The sequence below is a fragment of the Streptomyces sp. NPDC059010 genome, assembly GCF_042740355.1.
Classification (GTDB): domain Bacteria; phylum Actinomycetota; class Actinomycetes; order Streptomycetales; family Streptomycetaceae; genus Streptomyces.
This window is the reverse complement of the sequence record NZ_JBHYJA010000002.1, coordinates 272,077-295,632: the sequence shown is the minus strand read 5'-3', so window position 1 is coordinate 295,632 and position 23,556 is coordinate 272,077. Positions and strand designations below refer to the sequence as shown.

At 70.9% G+C, this 23,556-nt stretch carries 26 protein-coding genes; 20 read left to right on the top strand and 6 right to left on the bottom strand.

The window, feature by feature from the left end:
• Positions 1-28: 28 nt before the first annotated feature.
• Together ACFWYS_RS03495 and ACFWYS_RS03490 are read left to right on the top strand one after the other, a co-directional pair.
• The gene (locus ACFWYS_RS03495) at positions 29-892 is read left to right on the top strand and encodes a thioesterase family protein (RefSeq protein ID WP_384762677.1); all 864 of its coding nucleotides are present in this window, start codon (positions 29-31) and stop codon (positions 890-892) included.
• 194 nt (positions 893-1,086) lie between these two features.
• Positions 1,087-1,515: a hypothetical protein gene (locus ACFWYS_RS03490; RefSeq protein ID WP_384762675.1), complete on the top strand. Its 429-nt coding sequence runs from the start codon at positions 1,087-1,089 to the stop codon at positions 1,513-1,515.
• A gap of 78 nt (positions 1,516-1,593) precedes the next feature.
• On the opposite strand, the gene ACFWYS_RS03485 is transcribed toward ACFWYS_RS03490, so the two are convergent.
• Positions 1,594-2,220, bottom strand: a complete 627-nt coding sequence (locus ACFWYS_RS03485) for a TetR family transcriptional regulator (RefSeq protein ID WP_384762673.1) — start codon at positions 2,218-2,220, stop codon at positions 1,594-1,596.
• 148 nt (positions 2,221-2,368) lie between these two features.
• On the opposite strand from ACFWYS_RS03485, the gene ACFWYS_RS03480 reads away from it, so the two are divergent.
• From ACFWYS_RS03480 to ACFWYS_RS03470, 3 genes are all read left to right on the top strand, one after another.
• The gene (locus tag ACFWYS_RS03480; protein WP_272121906.1) at positions 2,369-2,521 is read left to right on the top strand and encodes a hypothetical protein; all 153 of its coding nucleotides are present in this window, start codon (positions 2,369-2,371) and stop codon (positions 2,519-2,521) included.
• Between the two features lie 43 nt (positions 2,522-2,564).
• On the top strand, positions 2,565-2,843 hold the full coding sequence (locus tag ACFWYS_RS03475; RefSeq protein ID WP_384762671.1) for a DUF4190 domain-containing protein: 279 nt from the start codon (positions 2,565-2,567) through the stop codon (positions 2,841-2,843).
• 67 nt (positions 2,844-2,910) lie between these two features.
• Entirely contained in the window at positions 2,911-4,086 is a 1,176-nt protein-coding gene (locus ACFWYS_RS03470; RefSeq protein WP_384762669.1) for a cysteine desulfurase family protein, read from the top strand.
• A gap of 12 nt (positions 4,087-4,098) precedes the next feature.
• Here ACFWYS_RS03470 and ACFWYS_RS03465 read toward each other — a convergent pair whose 3' ends face one another.
• Positions 4,099-4,764, bottom strand: a complete 666-nt coding sequence (locus tag ACFWYS_RS03465; RefSeq protein ID WP_384762667.1) for an N-acetylmuramoyl-L-alanine amidase — start codon at positions 4,762-4,764, stop codon at positions 4,099-4,101.
• 60 nt (positions 4,765-4,824) lie between these two features.
• Here ACFWYS_RS03465 and mnmA point away from each other — a divergent pair, with 60 nt between their 5' ends.
• Positions 4,825-5,955 carry a tRNA 2-thiouridine(34) synthase MnmA gene (mnmA, locus tag ACFWYS_RS03460; protein ID WP_384762665.1) on the top strand — a complete coding sequence of 377 codons (1,131 nt, stop codon included), beginning with the start codon at positions 4,825-4,827 and terminating at the stop codon, positions 5,953-5,955.
• 12 nt (positions 5,956-5,967) lie between these two features.
• Here the strand turns inward: mnmA and ACFWYS_RS03455 are convergent, their stop codons facing one another.
• Together ACFWYS_RS03455 and ACFWYS_RS03450 are read right to left on the bottom strand one after the other, a co-directional pair.
• Positions 5,968-6,747 (bottom strand): alpha/beta fold hydrolase, encoded by a 780-nt coding sequence (locus ACFWYS_RS03455; protein WP_384762664.1) that lies wholly within the window; start codon positions 6,745-6,747, stop codon positions 5,968-5,970.
• 37 nt (positions 6,748-6,784) lie between these two features.
• Positions 6,785-7,108, bottom strand: a complete 324-nt coding sequence (locus ACFWYS_RS03450; protein WP_384762662.1) for a DUF427 domain-containing protein — start codon at positions 7,106-7,108, stop codon at positions 6,785-6,787.
• 50 nt (positions 7,109-7,158) lie between these two features.
• Between ACFWYS_RS03450 and ACFWYS_RS03445 the strand changes: the two genes are divergently transcribed.
• The 5 genes from ACFWYS_RS03445 to ACFWYS_RS03425 all read left to right on the top strand — a co-directional run bounded on the left by ACFWYS_RS03445 (position 7,159) and on the right by ACFWYS_RS03425 (position 14,220).
• Positions 7,159-7,698, top strand: coding sequence for a TIGR00730 family Rossman fold protein (locus ACFWYS_RS03445; protein WP_384762660.1), 540 nt, complete (start codon positions 7,159-7,161; stop codon positions 7,696-7,698).
• An 18-nt stretch (positions 7,699-7,716) separates the two neighbouring features.
• A complete protein-coding gene (locus tag ACFWYS_RS03440; protein ID WP_384762658.1) occupies positions 7,717-8,415 on the top strand; it encodes an SDR family oxidoreductase in 699 nt (232 codons plus the stop codon).
• A 76-nt stretch (positions 8,416-8,491) separates the two neighbouring features.
• On the top strand, positions 8,492-9,499 hold the full coding sequence (locus ACFWYS_RS03435; protein WP_384762657.1) for a methionine synthase: 1,008 nt from the start codon (positions 8,492-8,494) through the stop codon (positions 9,497-9,499).
• Positions 9,500-9,514: 15 nt separating this feature from the next.
• The gene (ligA, locus tag ACFWYS_RS03430; protein ID WP_384762655.1) at positions 9,515-11,713 is read left to right on the top strand and encodes an NAD-dependent DNA ligase LigA; all 2,199 of its coding nucleotides are present in this window, start codon (positions 9,515-9,517) and stop codon (positions 11,711-11,713) included.
• A gap of 272 nt (positions 11,714-11,985) precedes the next feature.
• Positions 11,986-14,220, top strand: coding sequence for a putative bifunctional diguanylate cyclase/phosphodiesterase (locus ACFWYS_RS03425; RefSeq protein WP_384762653.1), 2,235 nt, complete (start codon positions 11,986-11,988; stop codon positions 14,218-14,220).
• Positions 14,221-14,233: 13 nt separating this feature from the next.
• On the opposite strand, the gene ACFWYS_RS03420 is transcribed toward ACFWYS_RS03425, so the two are convergent.
• Positions 14,234-14,815 carry a TetR/AcrR family transcriptional regulator gene (locus ACFWYS_RS03420; RefSeq protein ID WP_384762651.1) on the bottom strand — a complete coding sequence of 194 codons (582 nt, stop codon included), beginning with the start codon at positions 14,813-14,815 and terminating at the stop codon, positions 14,234-14,236.
• 87 nt (positions 14,816-14,902) lie between these two features.
• Here ACFWYS_RS03420 and ACFWYS_RS03415 point away from each other — a divergent pair, with 87 nt between their 5' ends.
• The 6 genes from ACFWYS_RS03415 to gatB all read left to right on the top strand — a co-directional run bounded on the left by ACFWYS_RS03415 (position 14,903) and on the right by gatB (position 19,126).
• Positions 14,903-15,274 carry a DUF4267 domain-containing protein gene (locus tag ACFWYS_RS03415; protein ID WP_384762649.1) on the top strand — a complete coding sequence of 124 codons (372 nt, stop codon included), beginning with the start codon at positions 14,903-14,905 and terminating at the stop codon, positions 15,272-15,274.
• 19 nt (positions 15,275-15,293) lie between these two features.
• Complete coding sequence (locus ACFWYS_RS03410) at positions 15,294-15,467, top strand: hypothetical protein (RefSeq protein WP_384762647.1); 174 nt, start codon at positions 15,294-15,296, stop codon at positions 15,465-15,467.
• A 96-nt stretch (positions 15,468-15,563) separates the two neighbouring features.
• On the top strand, positions 15,564-15,860 hold the full coding sequence (gatC, locus tag ACFWYS_RS03405) for an Asp-tRNA(Asn)/Glu-tRNA(Gln) amidotransferase subunit GatC (protein ID WP_031485327.1): 297 nt from the start codon (positions 15,564-15,566) through the stop codon (positions 15,858-15,860).
• A gap of 6 nt (positions 15,861-15,866) precedes the next feature.
• Positions 15,867-17,360 (top strand): Asp-tRNA(Asn)/Glu-tRNA(Gln) amidotransferase subunit GatA, encoded by a 1,494-nt coding sequence (gene gatA, locus ACFWYS_RS03400; RefSeq protein ID WP_384762644.1) that lies wholly within the window; start codon positions 15,867-15,869, stop codon positions 17,358-17,360.
• Positions 17,357-17,596 carry a hypothetical protein gene (locus ACFWYS_RS03395; protein WP_030950278.1) on the top strand — a complete coding sequence of 80 codons (240 nt, stop codon included), beginning with the start codon at positions 17,357-17,359 and terminating at the stop codon, positions 17,594-17,596. Before gatA ends, ACFWYS_RS03395 begins: the two co-directional genes overlap by 4 nt.
• A 15-nt stretch (positions 17,597-17,611) precedes the next feature.
• Positions 17,612-19,126, top strand: coding sequence for an Asp-tRNA(Asn)/Glu-tRNA(Gln) amidotransferase subunit GatB (gatB, locus tag ACFWYS_RS03390; protein ID WP_384762642.1), 1,515 nt, complete (start codon positions 17,612-17,614; stop codon positions 19,124-19,126).
• Between the two features lie 61 nt (positions 19,127-19,187).
• Here the strand turns inward: gatB and ACFWYS_RS03385 are convergent, their stop codons facing one another.
• Positions 19,188-19,991: a methyltransferase domain-containing protein gene (locus ACFWYS_RS03385; protein ID WP_384762640.1), complete on the bottom strand. Its 804-nt coding sequence runs from the start codon at positions 19,989-19,991 to the stop codon at positions 19,188-19,190.
• A 187-nt stretch (positions 19,992-20,178) separates the two neighbouring features.
• Here ACFWYS_RS03385 and ACFWYS_RS03380 point away from each other — a divergent pair, with 187 nt between their 5' ends.
• The 3 genes from ACFWYS_RS03380 to ACFWYS_RS03370 all read left to right on the top strand — a co-directional run bounded on the left by ACFWYS_RS03380 (position 20,179) and on the right by ACFWYS_RS03370 (position 23,538).
• Positions 20,179-20,529 carry a hypothetical protein gene (locus ACFWYS_RS03380; protein ID WP_384762638.1) on the top strand — a complete coding sequence of 117 codons (351 nt, stop codon included), beginning with the start codon at positions 20,179-20,181 and terminating at the stop codon, positions 20,527-20,529.
• Positions 20,530-20,741: 212 nt separating this feature from the next.
• On the top strand, positions 20,742-22,988 hold the full coding sequence (locus ACFWYS_RS03375; protein WP_384762636.1) for an MMPL family transporter: 2,247 nt from the start codon (positions 20,742-20,744) through the stop codon (positions 22,986-22,988).
• A complete protein-coding gene (locus tag ACFWYS_RS03370) occupies positions 22,966-23,538 on the top strand; it encodes a GNAT family N-acetyltransferase (protein WP_384762634.1) in 573 nt (190 codons plus the stop codon). Before ACFWYS_RS03375 ends, ACFWYS_RS03370 begins: the two co-directional genes overlap by 23 nt.
• Positions 23,539-23,556 lie beyond the last annotated feature (18 nt).

The window sequence follows — 23,556 nt, the reverse complement described above, 5'->3', positions numbered from 1 at the left end:
TAGTAGTTAGCTGTTGTACCGTTCATCCATGCCAGAAGCAGCCTCCGCACCGACGGCCCCACGGGCCACGATCGGCGACAGCGAGTTCGACCGCGACACCGCGCTCACCCTGCGCGAAACCGGCGTCTACGACATCGACCTCTCCGCCGGCTGGACCATCATCAGCGCCGTCAACGGCGGCTATCTGCTGGCCGTCCTCGGTCGCGCCCTCGCGGACGCCCTGCCGCACGGCGACCCGTTCACCATCTCCGCGCACTACCTGACCGCGTCCCAGCCGGGTCCGGCGGTCGTCCGCACGGACGTGGTCCGCACGGGCCGCACCCTCTCCACCGGCCAGGCCTCGCTCTTCCAGTACGACGACCAGGGCAACGAGGTCGAACGCATCCGCGTCCTCGCCTCCTACGGCGACCTAGACGCCCTCCCCGATGACGTCCGTACGACGGCCAGGCCGCCGGCGATCCCGCCGATGGACCACTGCTTCGGCCCCGAGGACGGTCCGGCGCCGGTGTCGGGCAGCTCGGCGATCGCCGACCGCCTGATGCTCAAGCTCGACCCGTCGACCCTGGGCTGGGCGCTGGGCAGCCCTTCGGGCAAGGGCGAGATGCGGGCCTGGTTCGGCCTCGCCGACGGCCGCGACGCCGACCCGTTGTCCCTGCTGCTCGCGGTGGACGCCCTGCCGCCGACCGCCTTCGAGATCGGTATCTCCGGCTGGGTCCCCACGGTCGAACTCACGGTCCACATACGCTGCCGCCCGGCCCCGGGCCCGCTGCGGGTCTCGATCACGACGCGCAACCTCGCGGGCGGGTTCCTGGAGGAGGACGCGGAGGTCTGGGACGGCGCGGACCGGCTGGTGGCCCAGTCGCGGCAGCTGGCGCGGGTGCGGCTGGCCTGAGGCCCGTTCTGTCACGAGCCCGTACCAGCGAGTAGTGCGAGGCTCCGAGGGAACGCGCAGGTCAGCGAGGTGTCTTGGGTGGCGCTTTGCCCGGCGCACAGGTGATCAACAGCAGGACCTCAAGGAAGCCCTAAGCGGCGTTGGTTGAGTTCCGGCTCCAAGGACTTTCCTCATCTTCCATGGAGCTGTTTCTCATGAAGCGTGCGCGTCTCCTCCCCGCCGTGGCCCTGCTGGCGCTCTCGCCCCTGGCCCTGGCGGCCTGCGGATCCGGCGACTCCTCGTCGGACTCGAACAGTGGCAACTCCGGTCAGCAGTCGTCGTGCCGGCAGCCGTCGGGGGCACCCAGCGGTGCGCCGAGTGGCGCACCGAGCGGTGCTCCCTCGGGTGCCCCGACCGCCCAGCCGTCCGGTGCGCCCTCGGGTGCGCCCAGCGGGGCGCCCAGTGGTGCCCCCGGCGGTGGACAGGGCGGCGGGCAGGGCGGTGCCCAGGGAGGCGGACAGGGCGGCCCGGGCGGTGGGCAGGGCGGCTGCGGTGGTCCCGGTGGTGGCCAGGGCGGTGGGGCGGCTCCCAGTGGGGCCCCGAGCGGTGCGCCGAGCGCGGCGGCGTCGGCGGCCAAGAGCTGACGCGGGACGTCTTGCGTCAGGGGCGGTACTCCCGGTGACCGGGGGTGCCGCCCCTGGCCGTTGCGGTGCTTGCGGTGCTCAGTCCAGCCAGTGCTCACGCCCGATGCTGATCAGCCGCATCTGACGGGTCGCGACCTGGGCGACGCGCTCCCGCTCCTCCTGCGGCTCCTCCAAGGCGTCCAGGAACAGGGAGGCCGTCATCAGCATCTGGTCGACGTAGAGGTTGGCGAGCATGAGGAGGTCGTCGTCGCCCCAGCCCCTGGAGACCGGGTCCTTGGTGAGCGCGACCTTCACCTCCTCGGCGAACTGGGCCAGTTGGCCCTGGATCGCCTTGCGCACCGACTGCACCCCGCCGTGCCGTTCACGGGCGATGAACCGGACGTGGGCCGGGTGCGTGTCGACATGCCGGGCGATCAGCTCGACGGCGCGTTCTATGCGAAGGTCGCTGTCACCGGCCGAGGTGACGATCTTGCGGATCATCGGGTGCAGGCTGCCCAGCGCCTCCTCGACGAGGGCGACGCCGAGGTCGGCGGTGGAGCGGAAGTGCCGGTAGAAGGCGGTCGGGGCGACGCCGACCTCGCGCGTGACCTCGCGCAGCCCCAGACTGCTCAGGCTCTGCTCCTCCAGCAGTCCCAACGCCGCGTCCAGGAGCGCCTGTCGGGTTTTCTGCTTCTGGGCCTGCCGTATGCCGAGGGTGTGACTCATGCCATGCAGTTAACAACTGTTCTCTGGAATTGAAAAGCCGTGGGGCGCGCTAGACTTGAGAGTCAGTGAACAACTGTTACTACAACTGTTCACCGAAACGTAACGAGAGAGATCGACACCAGAGAGATCTCGAAGGGGGATCCGACCCATGCTGTTCCTCGTCGCCGCACTCCTGCTGCTGGGTGTGCTGCTGGGCGCCGTGGCCCACGCACCACTCACCTTCACCGCCGTCGCCGCCGCCGTGATCGCCGTCTGGCTGGGCATCTTCGCCGCCCGCGAGCGTCACGCCCGCCGCAACTGACCCCATCGACCGGACCGAACCGACTCCTCAGGAGCTGACAGTCATGCAACTCACCGCACCGGCCACCCCCCGCCCCGGCACCCGCTCGCGCACCCGCGACGCCGACGGCATGGCCGTGGCGTCCTTCATCCTCGGCCTCCTCGGCCTCCTGGTCTTCAACGTCTTCCTCGGCCCGACCGCCATCGTCCTGGCCGCGGCGTCCCTCTGGCGCGGCACCAGCCGCAAGGGCCGCGCCTATCTGGGAATGGGGCTCGGCGTCGCGGACCTGCTGGTCCTGGTGACGCTGATGCAGATGGACAGCACGCTGTCCTGGAGCTTCTAGCGGCCGCTGCCACCCGGGGCCCTTGGCTCAGGGGTGCTCACCAGGGCGCCGTAGAATCGTCGCCACCATGGCTTACCTCGACCACGCCGCGACCACCCCCATGCTCCCGGAGGCGGCAGAGGCGCTGACCGCCCAGCTGAGCGTCACCGGCAACGCGTCCTCCCTCCACGCATCCGGCCGCCGTGCGAGGCGCACCGTCGAGGAGGCCCGCGAGACCCTCGCGGAAGCGCTCGGCGCCCGCCCCAGCGAGGTCGTCTTCACCTCCGGCGGCACCGAGGCCGACAACCTCGCGGTCAAGGGCCTGTACTGGTCCCGCCGCGACGCCGACCCGGCGCGGAGCCGTACCCGCGTCCTGGCCAGCCCCGTCGAACACCACGCCGTGCTCGACGCCGTCCACTGGCTCGCCGAACACGAGGGCGCCACCGTCGAGTACCTCCCGGTCGACGCCCACGGCCGGGTCCACCCGGACGCCCTGCGCGAGGCCATCGCCCGCAGCCCCCACGACATCGCCCTTGCCACCGTGATGTGGGCCAACAACGAGATCGGCACCGTCATGCCGGTCCGTGAACTGGCCGACGTGGCAAGGGAGTTCGACGTCCCGCTGCACGCCGACGCCGTCCAGGCCTTCGGCCAGGTCCCCGTCGACTTCGCCGCCTCCGGCCTCGCCGCGATGACGGTGTCGGGCCACAAGATCGGCGGCCCGTACGGCATCGGCGCCCTGATCCTCGGCCGTGAGTACACCCCCGTCCCCGTCCTGCACGGCGGCGGCCAGGAACGCCACGTCCGCTCCGGCACCCTCGACGTCCCCGCCATCACCTCCTTCGCGGTCGCCGGCCGCCTCGCCGCCGAACAGCGCGAGTGGTTCGCATCCGAGATCGGCACCCTGCGCGACGCCCTGGTCGAGGCGGTCCGTACGGCGGTGCCGGACGCGATCCTCGGCGGCGACCCGGCACCCGACGGCCGCCTCCCGGCCAACGCGCACTTCACCTTCCCGGGCTGCGAGGGCGACTCCCTGCTCCTCCTCCTGGACGCCCAGGGCATCGAGTGCTCCACCGGCTCCGCCTGCACCGCGGGCGTCGCCCAGCCCAGCCACGTCCTCCTGGCCACCGGCACCGACCCCGACCTGGCCCGCGGCACCCTCCGCTTCTCCCTCGGCCACACCTCCACGGAGGCCGACGTCGAAGCGGTCGCCAAGGCGATCGGCCCGGCGGTGGAACGGGCACGGGCGGCCGGGCTCACCTAGCCCGACGGACCGCTAGGCGGGCGCCGTGTGCGCCGCCCGTACGAGCTTCATGTACCGGTCCCAGTCCCAGTGCTCCCCGGGATCCGTGTGGTCCGTGCCCGGCACCTCCACATGCCCGATGATGTGCTCGCGGTCGACGGGTATGTCGTAGCGCGCGCATATCCGGGCCGTGAGCCGCGCGGACGCCTCGTACATCTCGTCCGTGAGGTCCTGCGGCCGCTCCACGAAACCCTCGTGCTCGATGCCGACACTGCGCTCGTTGTAGTCGCGGTTGCCCGCGTGGTAAGCCACGTCCAGCTCGCGGATCATCTGCGTGACGCGGCCGTCCTTGCGGACGATGTAGTGCGCGGCCGCCCCGTGCTCCGGGTCCTGGAAAACCTTCACCGCGCTCGCGAAACTGCCCTGGGTGACATGGATGATCACCATGTCGATGCCGTAGTCGTCGGGCCGGTCCGCCCGCCGCCAGTTCGCGTCCGACGCCGCCACCCAGCGCGCCCCGGCGTAGTCGACCTCGCCCTCCTTGCGCTGCTTCTCCACACCGGGCACCCGCCACCACAGGCGCGCCAGCTCGTCGCGGGCCAGCACGGCCGAGCCCACCGCGGCCGCCGTACCGCCGATGAGCAACGCGCGACGACCGACCTTCCGGTCGCCGTCCTTGGAAGCCTTCCGCTGTCCCATGTGATCGTCAACGGATACCCGGGGGCCCTGGTTCCCGCGCCCCCTTACCCTGGAAGGGTTATGACTGACACCGCGCAGCCCTCCCGCCCCCTCCGCGTCCTCGCCGCCATGTCCGGCGGGGTCGACTCCGCCGTCGCCGCCGCCCGCGCGGCCGAAGCGGGCCACGACGTGACCGGCGTCCACCTCGCGCTCTCCGCGAACCCGCAATCCTTCCGCACGGGCGCGCGGGGCTGTTGCACCATCGAGGACTCCCGCGACGCCCGCCGCGCCGCCGACGTCATCGGCATCCCGTTCTACGTCTGGGACCTCGCCGACCGCTTCCGCGAGGACGTCGTCGAGGACTTCATCGCCGAGTACGAGGCCGGCCGCACCCCGAACCCGTGCCTGCGCTGCAACGAGAAGATCAAGTTCGCGGCCCTGCTGGACAAGGCGCTGGCCCTCGGCTTCGACGCGGTCTGCACGGGCCACTACGCCACGGTGGTGCTGAACGAGGACGGCACCCGCGAACTGCACCGCGCCTCCGACATGGCCAAGGACCAGTCGTACGTCCTCGGCGTCCTGGACGAGAAGCAGCTGGCGCACGCGATGTTCCCGCTCGGCGACACCCTGACGACGAAGGACGAGATCCGCGCGGAGGCCGAGCGCCGTGGCCTCGCGGTCGCGAAGAAGCCCGACTCGCACGACATCTGCTTCATCGCCGACGGCGACACCCAGGGCTTCCTCGCGAACCGCCTCGGCAAGGCGGAGGGCGACATCGTCGACGAGTCGGGAGCCAAGCTCGGCACCCACGAGGGCGCGTTCGGCTTCACCATCGGCCAGCGCAAGGGCCTGCGCATCGGCACCCCGGCCGCCGACGGCAAGCCGCGCTACGTCCTCGACATCTCGCCGGTGAACAACACGGTGACCGTCGGCCCGGCGTCCGCTCTGGACGTGACCGCCCTGACCGCCATCAAGCCCCGCTGGTGCGGCACCGCCCCGACCGGCCCCGGCACCTACACCGCCCAGCTGCGCGCCCACGGCGGCGAGACCGAGGTGAGCGCCGAACTGATCGACGGCTCCCTGGAGGTCACCTTCACCGAGCCGGTCCGCGGCGTCGCCCCCGGCCAGGCGATCGTCCTGTACGACGACACGCGCGTGGTGGGCTCGGCGACGATCGCGTCGACGGTGCGGGCGACTGCGACGGCGGTCTGAGGCCGCCCCGGGTCACCTCCCGAAGAACTCCGCGAGCACCGGCGCGAGCACCTGCGGCTCCGCCATGTGGGTCTGCCCCGCCAGGCTCCGGTACGCCCCCTCGGGCACCGTGTCCGCGACCGCTCGCGCCGCCTCGTGCATCCACGCGGGGCTCGCGCTGCCCGCGACGGCCAGCACCGGAACGCCGATCGAGGCCAGCCGGTCCCGGGGCACCAGGCCGTCGCCCATCACGGCGTTGTCGTGGGCCAGGCTCGGCGCGATGGTCTCCATACCGGCCCACATGGGGGACTGCCGGGCGCCCTGGATCATCTGCTCGGCCATTCCGGTCAGCCGCAGGAACAGCTCGACGGCGTCCCCACGACGCCCCTGGGCGAGCGCTTCCGTGAGCCGCTCGGTGTACTCCGCACGCTCCTTCGCGCCGCCCTCGTAGACGGCGAACGGCACCTCGTACACCGCGACCTGACGCACCGGCAGCCCGCTCGCCGCCGCCTCCAAGACCAGCGCGCCACCCGACGAGACGCCGTACAGCAGCGCCTCCCCGCCCACGGCCTCGATCAGCGCGGCAAGGTCCTCGACCTCGCGCTCCACCGCGTACGGCGGCGTGTCACGGCTCTGACCGCGCCCGCGCCTGTCGTAGACGACGACCCGGAAACGGTCCGCCAGAGCCGCCGCCAGCGGTGCCACGGTGCCCCCGGTGGACATCGCACCGCTGACGAGGATCAGCACCGGACCCTCGCCGCGGATCTCGTACGCGAGGGAGGTGCCGTCGGCCGAAAAGGTCTTCTTGTCCATGCCTGTGGAGATTGCCCTACGGCATGGAACTAATCGTTCACGACACTTCGACTTCGTAGAAGCAGAGGTGGTCCTTGATCTCGGCCACGTCCGGCTTCGGGTCCGGGTACGACCAGACGAGGTCCGCCGCGTCCGGCAGGGACCAGTAGGAGGCCGTTCCCTTGAACGGGCAGTACGTGTGCGTGTCGGAGGGGGTCAGCAGGTCGAGCCGTACGTCCTCGGCCGGGATGTAGTAGCGCGCGGGGCAGCCGGTCTCCCGCAGGACGAGGGGGCGGTCGCTCTCCGCCAGGATCTGGTCGCCGTGAACGACCCGTACGCGTCGCGTGCCCTGCTCGATCGTGATCGTGTGTCCTTCAGCCATGTCCGAACAGCGCTCGCGGGCCGCCGGTTCTTCCCGCGTACGGTGGCCTCATGCGAATCTGCGTCTTCCTCTCCGCCGCCGACCTCGACGACCGTTACACGCGCCCCGCGCGCGAGTTCGCGAAACTGCTGGGCAAGGGCGGGCACACGCTCGTCTGGGGCGGCTCCGACGTCGGGCTGATGAAGGTGGTCGCCGACGGGGTGCAGGAGGCGGGCGGGCGGCTCGTGGGGGTCTCCGTGCAGTTCCTGGCCGCCAAGGCCCGGCCCGGCGTCGACGAGATGGTGATCGCGAAGGACCTCGCCGAGCGCAAGAGGCTGCTGCTGGAGAAGGCCGACGCCGTGGTGATCATGGTCGGCGGCACGGGCACGCTCGACGAGGCCACCGAGATCCTGGAGCTGAAGAAGCACGGCCACACGGACAAGCCGGTGGTCCTGCTCAACACCGCGGGCTTCTACGACGGCCTGAAGGAGCAGTTCCGCCGCATGGAGGACGAGGGCTTCCTGCCCCGCCCGCTGACCGACCTGGTGTTCTTCGCGGAGGAGCCGGTGGGCGCGCTGGCGTACCTGGAGGAGAGCCGGGGCGTGGCGTGAACCCCCGCTGATGCGAGCATGGCGGGCATGGCTACACATGTGATCACCGGAGCGGGCTCCGGCATCGGCGCGGCCGTCGCCCGCCGTCTGCACGCGCGCGGGGACGAACTCGTCCTCCACGCGCGCGACGCGGGCCGTGCGAAGGAGCTGGCGGCGGCGTTCCCCGGCGCGAAGACGCTGGTCGGCGACCTGGCCGACCCGGACAAGCTGTCCTGGGCCTTCTCCCACCAGTCGCTGCCGGACCGGGTGGACTCCCTGCTCCACATCGCCGGCGTCGTCGACCTGGGCCCTGTGGGCGACCTGACCCCGAAGGCCTGGCGCCACCAGCTCAACGTCAACCTGATCTCCCCGGCCGAACTGACCCGCCAGTTCCTCCCCCAACTGCGCGCCAGCCGCGGCCATGTGCTCTTCGTGAACTCCGGCGCCGGCCTCAACGCCCACGCCGACTGGTCCGCGTACGCTGCGTCGAAGCACGGCCTGAAGGCCCTCGCGGACTCCCTGCGCCACGAGGAGCACGCGGGCGGCGTCCGGGTCACCAGCGTCTACCCCGGCCGCACCGCGAGCCCCATGCAGGCCAAGGTCCACCAGCAGGAGGGCAAGGAGTACGACGCCGCGAAGTGGATCGACCCCGAGTCGGTGGCCACGACGATCCTGATGGTCCTGGACCTGCCGAGGGACGCCGAGGTGAACGACCTGACGGTGCGGCCGGGTCGCTGACCGGGCGGAGGGGCGAAGGCGGTCCTGGAAGCCACAGGGGTGAAGGCGGCGCCGGAAGGTTGCATAGGCTTCCCGGGTGAGTGAAAACAGCCCGTTCACCTTCGCCCCCGCCACCGGCATCGGTTCCCTGCCCGGCGGCGACGCCCGTGAGGCCGCCAAGGCCGCCTCCGGGTCCTTCGAGGACTTCCCGTTCCTCGCCGAGCTCCCCGCCCGCGGCCCCGGCGCGGACATGATCGGCCGGACCGCCGGGATGCTCGTCGAGCTGTACGCGCGCGTGGAGCCCAGCGGCTGGCGGATCGGGGACCGGCCGGGCCGGGACACCAAGCGGGCGAGGTCCTGGCTGGGGGAGGACCTCGACGCCCTGGAGGAGTTCACCCAGGGGTACGAGGGAATGCTGAAGGTCCAGGCCGTGGGCCCGTGGACGCTGGCCGCCGCACTGGAGCTGAGGAACGGCGAGGCGGCCCTCTCCGACGCCGGCGCCTGCCGGGACCTCGCCGCCTCCCTCGCCGAGGGCCTGCGCCAGCACCTCGCGGAGGTCCACCGCCGGATCCCCGGCGCCCGGCTCGTCCTCCAGCTCGACGAGCCCTCCCTCATCGCCGTACTGCGCGGCCAGGTCAGGAGCGCCAGCGGTTACCGCACCCACCGCGCCGTCGACCGGCAGATCGTCGAGGCCACCCTCCGCGATGTCGTCGGGGTTCACGGCGACGGCCCGGTCGTGGTCCACTCGTGCGCACCGGACGTCCCGTTCGCCCTGCTGCGCCGGGCGGGCGCGACGGCGATCTCCTTGGACTTCTCCCTCCTCACCGAGCGTGACGACGACGCGATCGGCGAGGCGGTGGAAGGCGGCACCCGGCTCTTCGCCGGTGTCGTCCCGGGCACGGACGGCCCATTGTCAGACCCTGCCGGTAGCGTCATGGGTGTCAGGACGTTGTGGCGCAGGCTGGGGCTGTCACCGGGGCTTCTCACGGAGGCGGTCACCATCACGCCGTCGTGCGGACTCGCGGGGGCCTCCCCGGAGTATGCGCGCAAGGCTCTCGCCCACTGCGTCCGGGCGGCGAGATCCCTCGCGGACAACCCAGAGTAACGGGAGGACAACACGGTGGCCGGCGACAAGCAGGCGGAGACGACGGCGGTGCCCGCCGAGGCCCGCGAAAAGCACGCGCAGCTGGCGGAGCAGGTCGAGGAGCACCGCTTCCGGTACTACGTGAAGGACGCTCCCGTCGTCAGCGACGCGGATTTCGACAAGCTGCTGAAGACTCTGGAGGCACTGGAGGAGGAGTACCCGGAGCTGCGCACGCCGGACTCGCCCACCCAGAAGGTCGCGGGGTCGTACGAGACGGAGTTCACGGCGGTCGAGCACCGCCAGCGGATGCTGTCGCTCGACAACACCTTCAACGACGACGAACTCGCCGCCTGGGCCGACCGGATCGCGCGGGAACTGGGCGATCAGGAGTACCACTTCCTGTGCGAGCTGAAGGTCGACGGCCTCGCCGTCAACCTGACCTACGAGAACGGCCGGCTCACGCGCGCGGCCACCCGCGGAGACGGCCGCACCGGCGAGGACATCACTCCGAACGTCCGGACGATCGCCGAGATCCCGGACCGCCTCAAGGGCGACGAGGTCCCCGCTCTGGTGGAGATCCGCGGTGAGGTCTACTTCCCGATGGAGAAGTTCCTCGAACTCAACGAGCGCCTGGTCGCCGCGGGGGACAAGCCCTTCGCCAACCCCCGCAACGCCGCCGCCGGTTCGCTGCGCCAGAAGGACCCGCGCGTCACCGCGACCCGCCCGCTGCACATGGTCGTCCACGGCATCGGCGCCCTGGAGGGCTTCACGGGCATGACCCGCCTCTCCGAGGCGTACGACCTGCTCAAGACCTGGGGCCTGCCCACGTCGCGGCACAACCGGGTCGTGGACGACCTCGGCGGCGTGCGGGAGTTCATCGCCCATTACGACGGCGAGAACCGCCACTCCGTCGAGCACGAGATCGACGGCGCCGTCGTCAAGCTGGACGAGATCCGGCTCCAGGGCCGCCTCGGCTCCACCGCCCGGGCGCCGCGCTGGGCGATCGCCTACAAGTACGCGCCGGAAGAGGTCAACACCAAGCTCATCGACATCAAGGTGGGCGTCGGCCGCACCGGCCGCGTCACGCCGTACGCCCAGGTCGAGCCGGTCACGGTCGCGGGCAGCGAGGTCGAGTTCGCGACCCTGCACAACCAGGAGGTCGTCAAGGCCAAGGGCGTGCTGATCGGTGACACCGTGGTGATCCGCAAGGCCGGGGACGTCATCCCGGAGATCCTCGGCCCGGTGGTGGACCTGCGCGACGGCAGCGAGCGGGAGTTCGTGATGCCGAGCGAGTGCCCCGAGTGCGGTACGGCGCTCAGGCCCATGAAGGAGGGCGACATCGACCTCCGATGCCCCAACGCCCGTACCTGCCCCGCCCAGTTGAGAGAGCGCGTCTCGTATCTCGCGGGCCGCGAGTGCCTGGACATCGAGCATTTCGGTGGCGTGGCCGCCGCCGCGCTCACCCGCCCTCTGGAGCCGGCCGACCCGCCCCTGGTCGACGAGGGCGACCTGTTCGATCTCACGGTGGAGAAGCTGCTGCCCATCAAGGCCTACGTCCTCGACCAGGACAGCGGCCTGCCCAAGCGGGATCCCAAGACGGGCGAGGAGAAGGTCGTCACGGTCTTCGCGAACCAGAAGGGCGAGCCGAAGAAGAACACCCTCGCCCTGCTGGAGAAGATCGAGGAGGCCAAGCAGCGCCCGCTGGCCCGGTTCCTCAACGGGCTGTCCATCCGGCACGTCGGGCCGGTGGCGGCCCAGGCCCTCGCGCGTGAGTTCCGCTCGGTCGACCGCATCGAGCAGGCCACCGAGGAGGAGCTGGCGGCGACCGACGGCGTCGGTCCCATCATCGCCGCCGCGCTCAAGGAATGGTTCGCCGAGGACTGGCACCGGGAGATCGTCCGCAAGTGGAAGGCCGCCGGGGTTCCGCTGGAGGAGCAGTCGACCGGCGAGGACGAGGGACCGCGCCCGCTGGAAGGGCTTACCGTCGTCGTCACCGGCACGCTGGAGCACTTCACCCGCGACGGCGCCAAGGAAGCGCTGCAAAGTCGCGGAGCGAAGGTGACCGGCTCCGTTTCGAAGAAGACATCTTTTGTTGTCGTCGGTGACAGTCCAGGGTCCAAGTACGACAAGGCCATGCAGCTGAAGGTGCCTGTCCTGAACGAGGACGGCTTCAAAGTGCTCCTTGACGAGGGGCCCGAAGCGGCGGCCGAAGTTGCCCTACCCGCAGAGGAGTAGCGGTTGAAGGCCCCCCGATCGGCGCATACCAGATGCATACGGGTGGCTGGGGCGCATTCGGGCAACCGTCGGCGACCGCTGCCCGGGGAGGCCTTCTGCGGCCTACTGTTGAGGGGTGCGCCTGCCGTGCCCAGCTGCGGTTGGGGCATCCCCTTGCTCCGAGAGGGCTTTGAAGGGCGAGGGGAAGGGTTTTCCAACGCGGTGCCGTTGAGGGTTGTTGTCGGGCATCGGGCCGCGTGGCGTGGGCACCGCCGGCTGTGAGAGGGACGGGAATGGAACCGACCGAGAGCGCCGCCCCCCATTCACGGCTGCGCCGGATCACCGGCGCGTGGCGGGGTTGGGTGGCGCGCACCGCGGAGCGTTCGCGGGCGGAAAGAGGCGCGGGGAGCGCCGCCGGGCAGCACACCATGACGGACGGCCGCGCCGGCGTGCAGCTCGGCGCCGAGCCCGCGGCCGGGCTGCCGGACTCCGACCATGAACGGCACCTGTCCTGGCCCGCGCTGCCCGCATCGATCGTCGCGGCGGCCGGGTTCGTCCTCGGAGCCGGTTTCTACCGGGCGTTCAGCGGCAGCCACGCCCTCTTCCCGTCCGGCACGGTCGGCTGGTCGCTGGCCGTGCTGACCGGCGTCATCGTCGGCCACCTGGTCGCGCTCGGCCGCGCCCGCTGGTGGGGCGGCACCGGCTCCGGCGCCGCCCTCACCCTCGCCGTACTGATGCTGTACGGCTGGGTGCCGGCCGGGATGGTCAGCCTCACCGTCGTCGTGCTGGTCGGCATCGCCCGCCGCAACCGCTGGCGGCAGGGCGTGCTGCACGGCGCGGTGGACATCCTCGGCATCGCCGCCGGGGCCCTGGTGCTGGCCGCGTTCGGCCGGGTACCGACCGTCGAGCACCCGTGGAACCCCGACACCTGGACGCTCTACACCGCCCCCGGCGTGGTGCTCGTCGCCGCCGCCTATCTCGTGGTCACCCGCGTCCTGCTCTGGTATCTGCACGCCCCGCGCGGCGGCCTGCCCACCGTCGCCCGCACCGCCCTGGTCAGGCAGGGGCTGGTCGCCGTCGCGCTGCTCGGCATCGCACCGCTGGTGTGTGTGGTCGCCGTCGCCAAGCCCCTGCTGCTGCCGCTGTTCTCCATCCCGCTCATCGCCCTCGACTCCACCCTGTGGATCGCCCGGGCCCGCGCCGAGGAGCAGCTGCGCGACCCGCTGACCGGGCTGCCCAACCGGCAGTGGCTGCTGGAGCGCATCTGGACCGCGCTCGACGACGCCGAACGGATCGGCGCCCGGTCCGCCCTGATGCTGATCGACCTGGACCGGTTCCGATCGGTCAATGACACGCTCGGTCATCTCGCCGGTGACCGGTTGCTGTTGCAGATAGCCGATCGGCTGCGGCTCGCCCTGCCGCGCGGAGCGGAGGCCGCGCGGCTCGGCGGCGACGAGTTCGCCGTCTTACTGCCGGTCGCCGACTCCACGACGTCAGCGACCCGGGTCGCCCGCAACCTCGTCGCCGCGCTGAGCTCCCCGCTCGACCTCGACGGGCTCACCCTGGTCCTGGAGGCCAGCGCCGGCGTCGCCGTCTTCCCCGACCACGCGCTCGACGCCGAGGGGCTGCTGCGCCGCGCGGACGTGGCGATGTACCAGGCGAAGCGGGACCGTACGGGCGTAGAGGTCTACGAGTCGAAGCGGGACTCCAACACCCCGGACCGGCTGGGCCTGCTGGGGGATCTGCGCCGGGCGCTCGACGCGCACGACGTGGAGCTGCACTACCAGCCGAAGGTCCGCTTCGACGGACAGGTCGCCGGACTGGAGGCGCTGGTCCGCTGGATGCATCCCGAACGCGGGCAGGTGCCGCCGGACGAGTTCATAGCGATCGCCGAGTCGTCGGGGCTGATGCCGCATCTGACGGAGTACGTGCTGGAGACAGCGCTCGGACAGGTCGCGCAGTGGCGCTCGCAGGGGCTGTACGTACCCGTCGCCGTCAACGTCTCCCCGCGCGACGTCCACACGCCCGGGTTCGCCGGTTCCGTCGCAGCCCGGCTCGCCCGGCACGGCGTTCCGGCGGGAGCGCTCCAGCTGGAGATAACGGAACACGTCCTCCTGGAGGACCCGCAGCGGGCCGCCGACACACTCGCCGGGCTCACCGGGCACGGCGTGAAGATGTCGTTGGACGACTTCGGGACGGGGTACTCCTCACTGGTCCACCTCAGACGGCTGCCGGTGAGCGAGCTGAAGATCGACCGGTCGTTCGTGGCGCGGCTCGCGGTGGACAACGAGGACGCGGAGATCGTGCGGTGCACGGTCGATCTGGCGCACTCGCTGGGGCTGCTGGTGGTCGCCGAAGGCGTCGAGGACGACGAGACGTGGGAACGGCTGCGGGATCTGGGCTGTGACGCCGTTCAGGGGTGGCTGGTCGCCGCGGCGATGCCGGCGGACGAGACCACGGCGTGGCTGCGGGCGCGGGGGTCGCGGGGCTGGCAGCGGCCGCGGGCCGCATTGCCTGCCGCCGAGTAGCTTCCCCGCCCCTTCAGGGCGCTGCCGTGAAGTGTCCGATCAACAGGGCCAACCTCTGCTCATGAGCCTTCTCCGGCAGTCGACCGCTGCGCATCAGCGTGACCAACCCATGTAGCCCTGCCCAATACGTCTCCGTCAGCACCCCCAGGTCCTCGCCCTCCTTGGTGATCGGCTCCACCGCCGCCGCGATCTCTCCGAAGGCCCGTTTCAGTGGCTCCGGGGCCTCGTCGGTGGCGAACGGCAGATCCACCCGGTACGTGAACATGGCGTCGTAGAGGGCCGGTCGCCGTCGGCCGAACGCCGTGTACGTCTCGCCCACAGCTGTCAACGCCGCGCGCGTGCCCTTCACCGCCGTACGGGCCGTGCGCAGTTCCTCCGCCAGGTCGGCGCAGCCCTGCACCGCCACCGCCGCCATGATCGCGTCCTTGCCCTTGAAGTGGCTGTAGAGGACGGGCTGGCTGTACTCGATCTCCGCCGCCAGGCGGCGCGTGGTGACCGCCTCCCAGCCCTCGGCCTCCGCCAGCTCACGGGCCGCCGTGACGATCAGCCGCTCGCGTTCCGCTCGTTCGCGCTCCTTGCGCGTCTGGATCGACATGCCAGAAATTCTAGCAGCGCTAGCCATCCTGTCGACGCTCTGCTAGCTTCGCTCTCGTCCCTAGCACTGCTAGCGAGGAGTCAAGCCATGACCGTGACCGCCTACACCCTGGCCGTCGTGCTCAATCTGTTCTGCCTGTTCCTCGGGTACCGGTTCCTGCTCCAGCCCGCCTCCGCCGCCACCGGCTACGGCGTCCCGGCCCGGCCGGACGGCGACGCCGGCGCCTATCTCTCGATCAAGGGGTTGAGGGACGGCACCTTCGGCGTGCTGGGCCTGGCGCTGCTGTTCTTCGTCGGCGCCCGCGCCGAGGCGTGGTTCATGCTCGCCGTGGCGATCGTGCCGCTCTTCGACACACTGATAGTGCTGCGGCACGGTGGCACGAAGGCCGTGGCCTTCGGGATCCACTTCGCCACGGCGGTCGTCGTCCTCATCAGTGCCGCCCTGCTGTTCCTCGTCTGAGCACGTCAACTCCGCCGAGATGTTCTTCCTGCTCGACGGCGCCGCCGAGATCCTCTCCGGTGACGACGTCACGGCCGGCCCCGTCCAGTGCATCGCCCTCGGCGAGGCCACCTTGGAGAGCCTGCTGGAGGTGCAGGAGTTGTACGACAACCACTTCATGAAGAGCGAGGTCTGGGACGGGCGCCGCGGGTGATCGCGAGCGGGGCGGGGGAAACCGTTTCACGGCCATCGGTCCTCGCCCCATAGGATTGGCCCCAAACCACAAACTCTCACCCCAGAGGATCGCTGCATGCCTGGCATCACGCGCGAGGAGGTCGCCCACCTCGCCCGGCTGGCGCGTCTGGAGCTGAAGCCCGAAGAGCTTGAACACTTCGCCGGCCAGCTGGACGACATCATCGGCGCGGTCGCCCGCGTCAGCGAGGTCGCCGACCAAGACGTACCGCCGACCTCGCACCCGCTCCCGCTGACGAACGTCATGCGTGTGGACGAGGTCCGTCCGTCGCTCACCCCCGAGCAGGCGCTCTCCGGCGCCCCGGCCCAGGAGCAGCAGCGTTTCAAGGTGCCGCAGATCCTGGGGGAGGACTAAGAAGTCATGACGGACATCATCAAGCTCACCGCCGCCGAGACCGCCGCGAAGATCGCCTCCGGCGAGCTCACGGCCGTCGAGGTCACCGAGGCCCACCTGGCCCGCATCGAGGCCGTCGACGAGAAGGTGCACGCCTTCCTGCACGTCGACCGCGAAGGCGCCCTGGCGCAGGCGCGGGCCGTGGACGAGAAGCGGGCCAAGGGCGAGAAGCTCGGCCCGCTGGCCGGCGTCCCCCTCGCGCTCAAGGACATCTTCACCACCGAGGGCATTCCGACGACCGTCGGTTCGAAGATCCTCGAAGGCTGGATTCCGCCCTACGACGCCACCCTCACCAAGCGCCTCAAGGCCGCTGACGTCGTCATCCTCGGCAAGACCAACATGGACGAGTTCGCCATGGGGTCGTCGACGGAGAACAGCGCCTACGGCCCGACCGGCAACCCCTGGGACCTCACCAAGATCCCCGGCGGCTCCGGTGGCGGCTCCTCCGCCGCGCTCGCCTCCTTCCAGGCGCCCCTCGCCATCGGCACCGACACCGGCGGTTCCATCCGCCAGCCGGCCGCCGTCACCGGCACGGTCGGTGTGAAGCCGACGTACGGCGCGGTCTCCCGCTTCGGCATGGTCGCCTTCTCGTCCTCCCTCGACCAGGGCGGGCCCTGTGCCCGTACGGTCCTGGACGCGGCCCTGCTGCACGAGGTCATCGCCGGACACGACCCGCTGGACTCGACGTCGATCGACGTGCCCGTCCCGCCGGTCGTCGAGGCCGCCCGCAACGGCAGCGTCGAGGGCATGCGCGTCGGCGTCGTCAAGCAGTTCCGCGGCGAGGGCTACCAGGCCGGAGTCATCCAGCGCTTCGACGAGTCGGTGGCCCTCCTCAAGGAGCTGGGCGCCGAGATCGTGGAGCTGGACTGCCCGTCCTTCGACCTCGCGCTCTCCGCGTACTACCTGATCGCGCCCTCCGAGTGCTCCTCCAACCTCGCCCGCTTCGACGGCCTGCGCTACGGGCGGCGGACCGGCGACGACGGCAGCCACTCCGCCGAGGAGGTCACCTCGCTCACCCGTGAGGCGGGCTTCGGCCCCGAGGTGAAGCGCCGCATCATGCTCGGCACGTATGCGCTGAGCTCGGGCTACTACGACGCCTACTACGGCTCCGCCCAGAAGGTGCGCACGCTCATCACGCGCGACTTCGAGAAGGCCTTCGAGCAGGTCGACGTCATCGTCTCCCCGACGACGCCGACCACGGCCTTCGCGATCGGCGAGCGTGCCGACGACCCGATGGCGATGTACCTCGCCGACCTCTGCACCATCCCGACGAACCTCGCGGGCAACGCGGCCATGTCGCTGCCGTGCGGTCTCGCCCCGGAGGACAACCTCCCCGTCGGTCTCCAGATCATCGCCCCGGCGTTGAAGGACGATCGTCTTTACAAGGTCGGGGCAGCCGTCGAGGCGGCCTTCGTGGAAAAGTGGGGGCACCCGCTTCTGGAGGAGGCACCGTCGCTGTGAGCAAGCTGTCGAAGGCCAAGGACTTCAAGAAGTCCAAGTCCGGTCTGTACCTGTCCATGGCCACCACCGCGTTCGGTGCGGTCAGTGTCGCCAAGCAGGCCAAGAAGGCCCGCACGGAGAGCGACACGCTGCGCCTGATCGACGCCGCCGTGTCCGCCGCCGCCATCGCCACCGGCCTCGCCATCCTCTACCGCGAGCTGAAGCGGCTGGGCGACGACGACGTCCTGCTGGGCTGAGAGGGAAGTTTCACCGTGACCACCACGACCGACCTGGTGTCGTACGAGGACGCTCTCGCGTCGTACGACCCCGTCATGGGCCTTGAGGTCCATGTCGAACTCGGCACCAAGACCAAGATGTTCTGCGGCTGTTCGACCGAGCTCGGTCAGGACGCCAACACGCAGACCTGCCCCACCTGCCTCGGCCTGCCCGGCGCGCTCCCGGTCGTCAACGCGACCGGCGTCGAGTCGGCGATCAAGATCGGTCTCGCGCTGAACTGCGAGATCGCCGAGTGGTGCCGCTTCGCCCGGAAGAACTACTTCTATCCGGACATGCCGAAGAACTTCCAGACCTCCCAGTACGACGAGCCGATCGCCTTCAACGGCTACCTCGACGTACAGCTGGAGGACGGCGAGACCTTCCGCGTGGAGATCGAGCGCGCCCACATGGAGGAGGACACCGGCAAGTCGACGCACGTCGGCGGCGCGACGGGCCGTATCCACGGCGCCTCGCACTCGCTGCTCGACTACAACCGCGCCGGCATCCCCCTCATCGAGATCGTCACCAAGCCGATCGAGGGCGCCGGCGAGCGTGCCCCCGAGGTGGCGAAGGCGTACGTCCGTGAGCTGCGCGAGCTCATCCGGGCGCTCGGCGTCTCCGAGGCCCGGATGGAGATGGGCCAGATGCGCTGCGACGTGAACCTGTCGCTGCGCCCGAACGGCACCGAGAAGTTCGGCACGCGTTCGGAGACGAAGAACGTCAACTCGCTGCGGTCCGTGGAGCGCGCGGCGCGCTTCGAGATCCAGCGGCACGCCGCCGTGCTGAGCAGCGGCGGGACGATCATCCAGGAGACCCGGCACTTCCACGAGGACACGGGGTCCACGACCTCGGGCCGAGTGAAGGAAGAGGCCGAGGACTACCGGTACTTCCCGGAGCCGGACCTGGTGCCGGTCGCCCCGTCCCGTGAGTGGGTCGAGGAGATCCGCGCCGCCCTGCCCGAGCTGCCGCTGGTCCGCCGCAACCGGCTCCTCGCGGAGTGGGGCATCTCGGCCACCGAGATGCAGGCGATCCTCAACGCCGGTGCGCTGGACCCGATCGTCGCCACGATCGACGCCGGTGCCGACGCGGCCTCCGCCCGCAAGTGGTGGATGGGCGAACTCGCCCGCAGCGCCAACGAGTCGGGCAAGTCCCTGGACGAGCTGGCGATCACCCCGGCGCAGGTCGCGCGCGTCACCGAGCTGGTCTCGAAGGGCGACCTGAACGACAAGCTGGCCCGCCAGGTCATCGAGGGCGTCCTCGCGGGCGAGGGCACCCCGGACGAGGTCGTCGACAAGCGCGGTCTGAAGGTCGTCTCCGACGAGGGCGCCCTGGGCACCGCCGTCGACGAGGCCATCGCAGGCAACCCGGGCATCGCCGACAAGATCCGCTCCGGCAAGGTCGCCGCGGCCGGCGCCCTGGTCGGCGCGGTCATGAAGGCCACCCGGGGTCAGGCCGACGCCGCGCGCGTCAAGGAGCTGATCCTGGAGAAGCTGGGCGTCAGCGAGGGCTGAGCGCCGAGAGCCGTACGGCCCCGGAGGCAGGTCCTCCGGGGCCGTAGTGGTGCTCACGGGGTCACTTACGGCGCCCTACGAGTCGTACGAAGCCCAGCGCGCGGCCCTCGTCATGGCGCACCATGTCGCCGACCCGGCGGGCCATCGTGCGATGGAACTCCGCCGGGCTCTCCTCGGCGATCACGTCGCACCACAGCAGCCAGTCCCGCCAGCCGTCCGGCTGCCAGTCGGCGGCCTCGACCTCGACGGCCCCGCCGCGGGTCCAGTGGCGCCGCCACCACTCGGCGGAGTGGAAGCACCAGAAGTCGGGCTCCCACCAGGGCTTGAGATGCTCCGGCGGTTCGAGACCGGCCGGCTCCTCCCGCAGCGCGGGCACGACGACACCGATCCGCCCGCCGGGCTTCAACAGGCGGGTGAGCGTGGGCAGATAGAGATCGTTCGTGCCGAAGTACTGGTAAGCGTCGATGCTCACGATCGCATCGAAGCTGCCCTCGGCGAACGGCAGGTCGTGCGCCTCGGCGTGCACGGGCAGCACGCGGTCGGCGAAACCGGCCTCGGCGACGCGCCGGGCGTTCTCGTCGGGCTTGATCCAGAGGTCGGCGGCGGTGACCTGGGCGTCGTACTCCCTGGCCAGGAAGACGGAGGTCATCGCCCGGCCGCAGCCCAGGTCGAGGACGCGGGCGCAGGGGCGCAGGGCGTCCAGGCCGAGGGCGGGGGCCAGCCACTCCAGCAGCCACAGTGCGTTCGGGCCCATCTGGTTCTCGATGACCCAGCGGATGTCGTAGTTGTTGCTGCGCGGGTAGCGGGCGTGGGTCAGCCGCTGGGTGAGGTCCTCATTCGAGGTCCCCGGGGTGATGTCCGGCATCGGTGTACGGGCTCCTTGAGTCCTGGAAGGCGGAAGGGGATACGGAGGAGCTCGGCCGGACGCTCAAACAATGCACCTGCCCAGGTCGGCGGCGATGTGCCGCACAGTGGATGACCTTCGGAAGCTAGCAGCGCACCGCACGGCCCCGCATCAGGTTTCCCGGCGCGACGCGCTACGCTCGCCCGCCATGAGTGGACGTGGTGATTCCGAGATATCCGAGACGGGGGAGGACCGGACCGAGGCGCCCGACGAATTGCACGTCGAGGAGCCGGCGGACGACGAGGACCCGGCGCAGGTGGCGCGGCGGGCCCGCTGGACGGCCGCTGCCGCCGGGGTGCTGCTGACCCTCGCCGGGCTGTCCGCGTCGGTCATGCGGGCCACCGGATCCGCCCCGGCCCTCGTCCCGGCCGCCTACGCATGCGGCGCCGCCGTCTGCGCGCTGGCCGCGTTCCTCGGCTCGCGGGGGCGTACGCGCCGGGCGCTGTGGCTGCTCGTCACCGGAGTGATGGTGATGGCGCTGGGGGACCAGTTCGACTGATGTGAAAGGCGTCACCCGGGAGCGACAGAGTGGCCGTTACTGTCCTGTGATCTGCCTCCCACTCCTGTGAATAACCCCACGAACGGGGCAAACGATCTCCTCGGCCTGCGAGAGTTTGCTTCACATCGCTCATGCGTTCTTTGCGGGCTGTTCACTTTATGAACGACTGATCCCGGCCAAAGATCCATAAATCGTCCCCCGGGAGCACGTTCGTGGCAGCTCTAGCACGCTGGTGTGTCCAACGCCGCCTCGTCGCCGTACTGCTCTGGCTGCTCGCTTTCGGCGGGGTGAGCGCGGCCGCCGCCGTCACGGGCACCGCGTACTCGAACGACTACGAAGTCCCCGGTACCGAGTCCGGCCACGCCACCCAGCTCCTGACGGACGGCTTCCCCGGCCTCGGCGGCGACAGCGACACCGTCGTCTGGCACACCACGTCCGGCACCGTCCGCGCCGCCGACGTCGAACAGACGATGACCCACACCCTGGACGAGATCGCCGAACTGCCCGGCGTCGCGGCCGTCGGCAGCCCCTACGACAAGCAGGGCGCCGCCCAGATCAGCGAGGACGGACACACGGCGTACGCCACCGTCACCTTCGCTGACAGCGCCGAGAACCTCGACAAGGGCGAGGCGCAGGCCGTGGTGAGCGCGGCCAAGGACGCGGAGGCCGACGGGCTCCAGGTGGAGCTGGGCGGCAGTGCCGTCGGGCTCACCGAGTCGCCGGGCGGGCACATCGCCGAGATCGTCGGGGTGGCCGTCGCCGCGGTCGTGCTGTTCCTCGCCTTCGGCTCGCTCGCCGCCTCGCTGCTGCCCATCGCCACCGCGCTCGTCAGCGTCGGCACCGCGTACGCCGGGATCGCGCTGCTCGGGCACGCCATGACCGTCGCCGACTTCGCACCCATGCTGGGCATGCTCATCGGCCTCGGCGTCGGCATCGACTACGCGCTGTTCATCGTCACCCGGCACCGGCGCGGGCTGAAACGCGGGCTGCCCGTCACCGAGTCGATCACGAACGCCGTGGCGACCACCGGACGCGCGGTGGTGTTCGCGGGCGCGACGGTGTGCATAGCCCTGCTCGGGATGCTGATCCTGCAGCTCAGCTTCCTCAACGGCGTCGCGATCGCCGCCTCGCTCACCGTGGTCCTCACGGTCGCCGCCTCCGTGACGCTGCTGCCCGCCCTGCTGTCCTTCATCGGCATGCGCGCCCTCAGCCGCCGCGAGCGGCGCCGGCTGACCGAACATGGACCGGAGCCCGAGGTGCCGACCGGGTTCGCCGCCCGCTGGTCGGCGTTCGTGGAGCGCCACCCCAAGGCGCTCGGCGCGATCGCCCTGGCCGTCATCACGGTCCTCGCCCTGCCCACCCTCGGCCTGCGCCTGGGCACCTCCGACCAGGGCAACAACCCGGAGACCTCCACCACCCGCCAGGCCTACGACCTCCTCGCCGACGGCTTCGGGCCCGGCGTGAACGGCCCGCTCACCCTGGTCACCGAGGTCGACGGCGGCGACGACAAGCTCGCCCTCGACAACCTCGACGCGACCCTGCGGGGCACCGAGGGCGTCGCGTCGGTGACGCCCGTGACGTACAGCTCCGGCGGCGACACCGCGTACCTCACCGTCGTACCGGAGTCCTCCCCGCAGTCGCGGCAGACCAGCGATCTCGTCGACCGGCTGCGCTCCGAGGTCCTGCCCCGCGCCGAGACCGGCACCTCGCTCGATGTGCAGGTCGGCGGCATGACGGCCGGCTACGACGACTTCGCCGACGTGATCGTCGGCAAGCTGCCGCTGTTCGTCGGCGTCGTCATCGGCCTGGGCTGTCTGCTGCTCCTGCTCGCCTTCCGGTCCGTCGGCATCCCCCTGAAGGCCGCCGCGATGAACGTGGCCGCCGTCGCCGCCGCCTTCGGAGTCGTCGTCGCGATCTTCCAGTGGGGCTGGGGGAGCGAGCTGCTGGGCCTGGGCCGGGCCGGGCCGATCGAGCCCTTCCTCCCCGTGATCATGGTGTCGGTGCTGTTCGGCCTCTCCATGGACTACCAGGTCTTCCTGGTCAGCCGGATGTACGAGGAGTGGCTGGAGACCGGCGACAACCGGCGGGCCGTACGGGTCGGGCTCGCCGAGACCAGCCGGGTGATCAACTCCGCCGCGGTCATCATGATCTCGGTGTTCCTCGCCTTCGTCCTCAGCGGCGACCGCGTGATCGCCATGTTCGGCATCGCGCTGGCCGCCGCCGTAGCCCTGGACGCCTTCGTGCTCCGTACCCTCCTCGTCCCCGCCCTCATGCACATGCTCGGCGGCGCCAACTGGTGGCTGCCCCGCTGGCTCGACAAGCGCATGCCCCGCATCAGCATCGAGCCGCCCGAGTCCCGCGCCGCCCATGAGAGGCTGGCCGCCGCGACGGACGCCGAGGTGGCGGACGTGCTGGCGGAGGAGGAGCGGCAGCGGGATGTACGCGATATCGCTGGGTGACGGAGCCGAACTGCGCCCCCTGGAGCCCTGGCACGCCGAGGAGTTCCTGGCCCATCTGGAGCGGGGGAGGGAGTTCATCAACCAGTACATCCCCTTCGGCTCCAAGGCCGTCGACGCGGACTCCGCGCGCGAGACGCTCCAGCGGTACGCCGACATGCGTGCCGCCGACACCGGGTCCCTGCACGGCCTGTGGCTGGCGGGGAAGCTGGTCGGCGGGGTGCTCTTCCTCAACTTCGACGCCGAGAACGCCAACTGCGAGGTCGGCTGCTGGCTGGAACCCGCGGCCACCGGGCGCGGGCTCGTCACCCGCGCGATGCGCATCCTCATCGACTTCGCGGTCGAGCGGCGCGGCATGCACCGGGTGGAGTGGATCGCCGCCGCCGGGAACACACCCAGCCTGAACGTGGCACGCCGCCTCGGCATGACCCGCGAGGGCGTACGGCGGGAGAGCTACCCCTATGGTGGGGTGCGGCACGACCTGGAGGTGTGGTCGATCCTGGCCCCCGAATGGCGTGAGGCACGCGCGCGTGCCGCTCACAGCGATCATTAAGAGACTTCTCAGACAGCG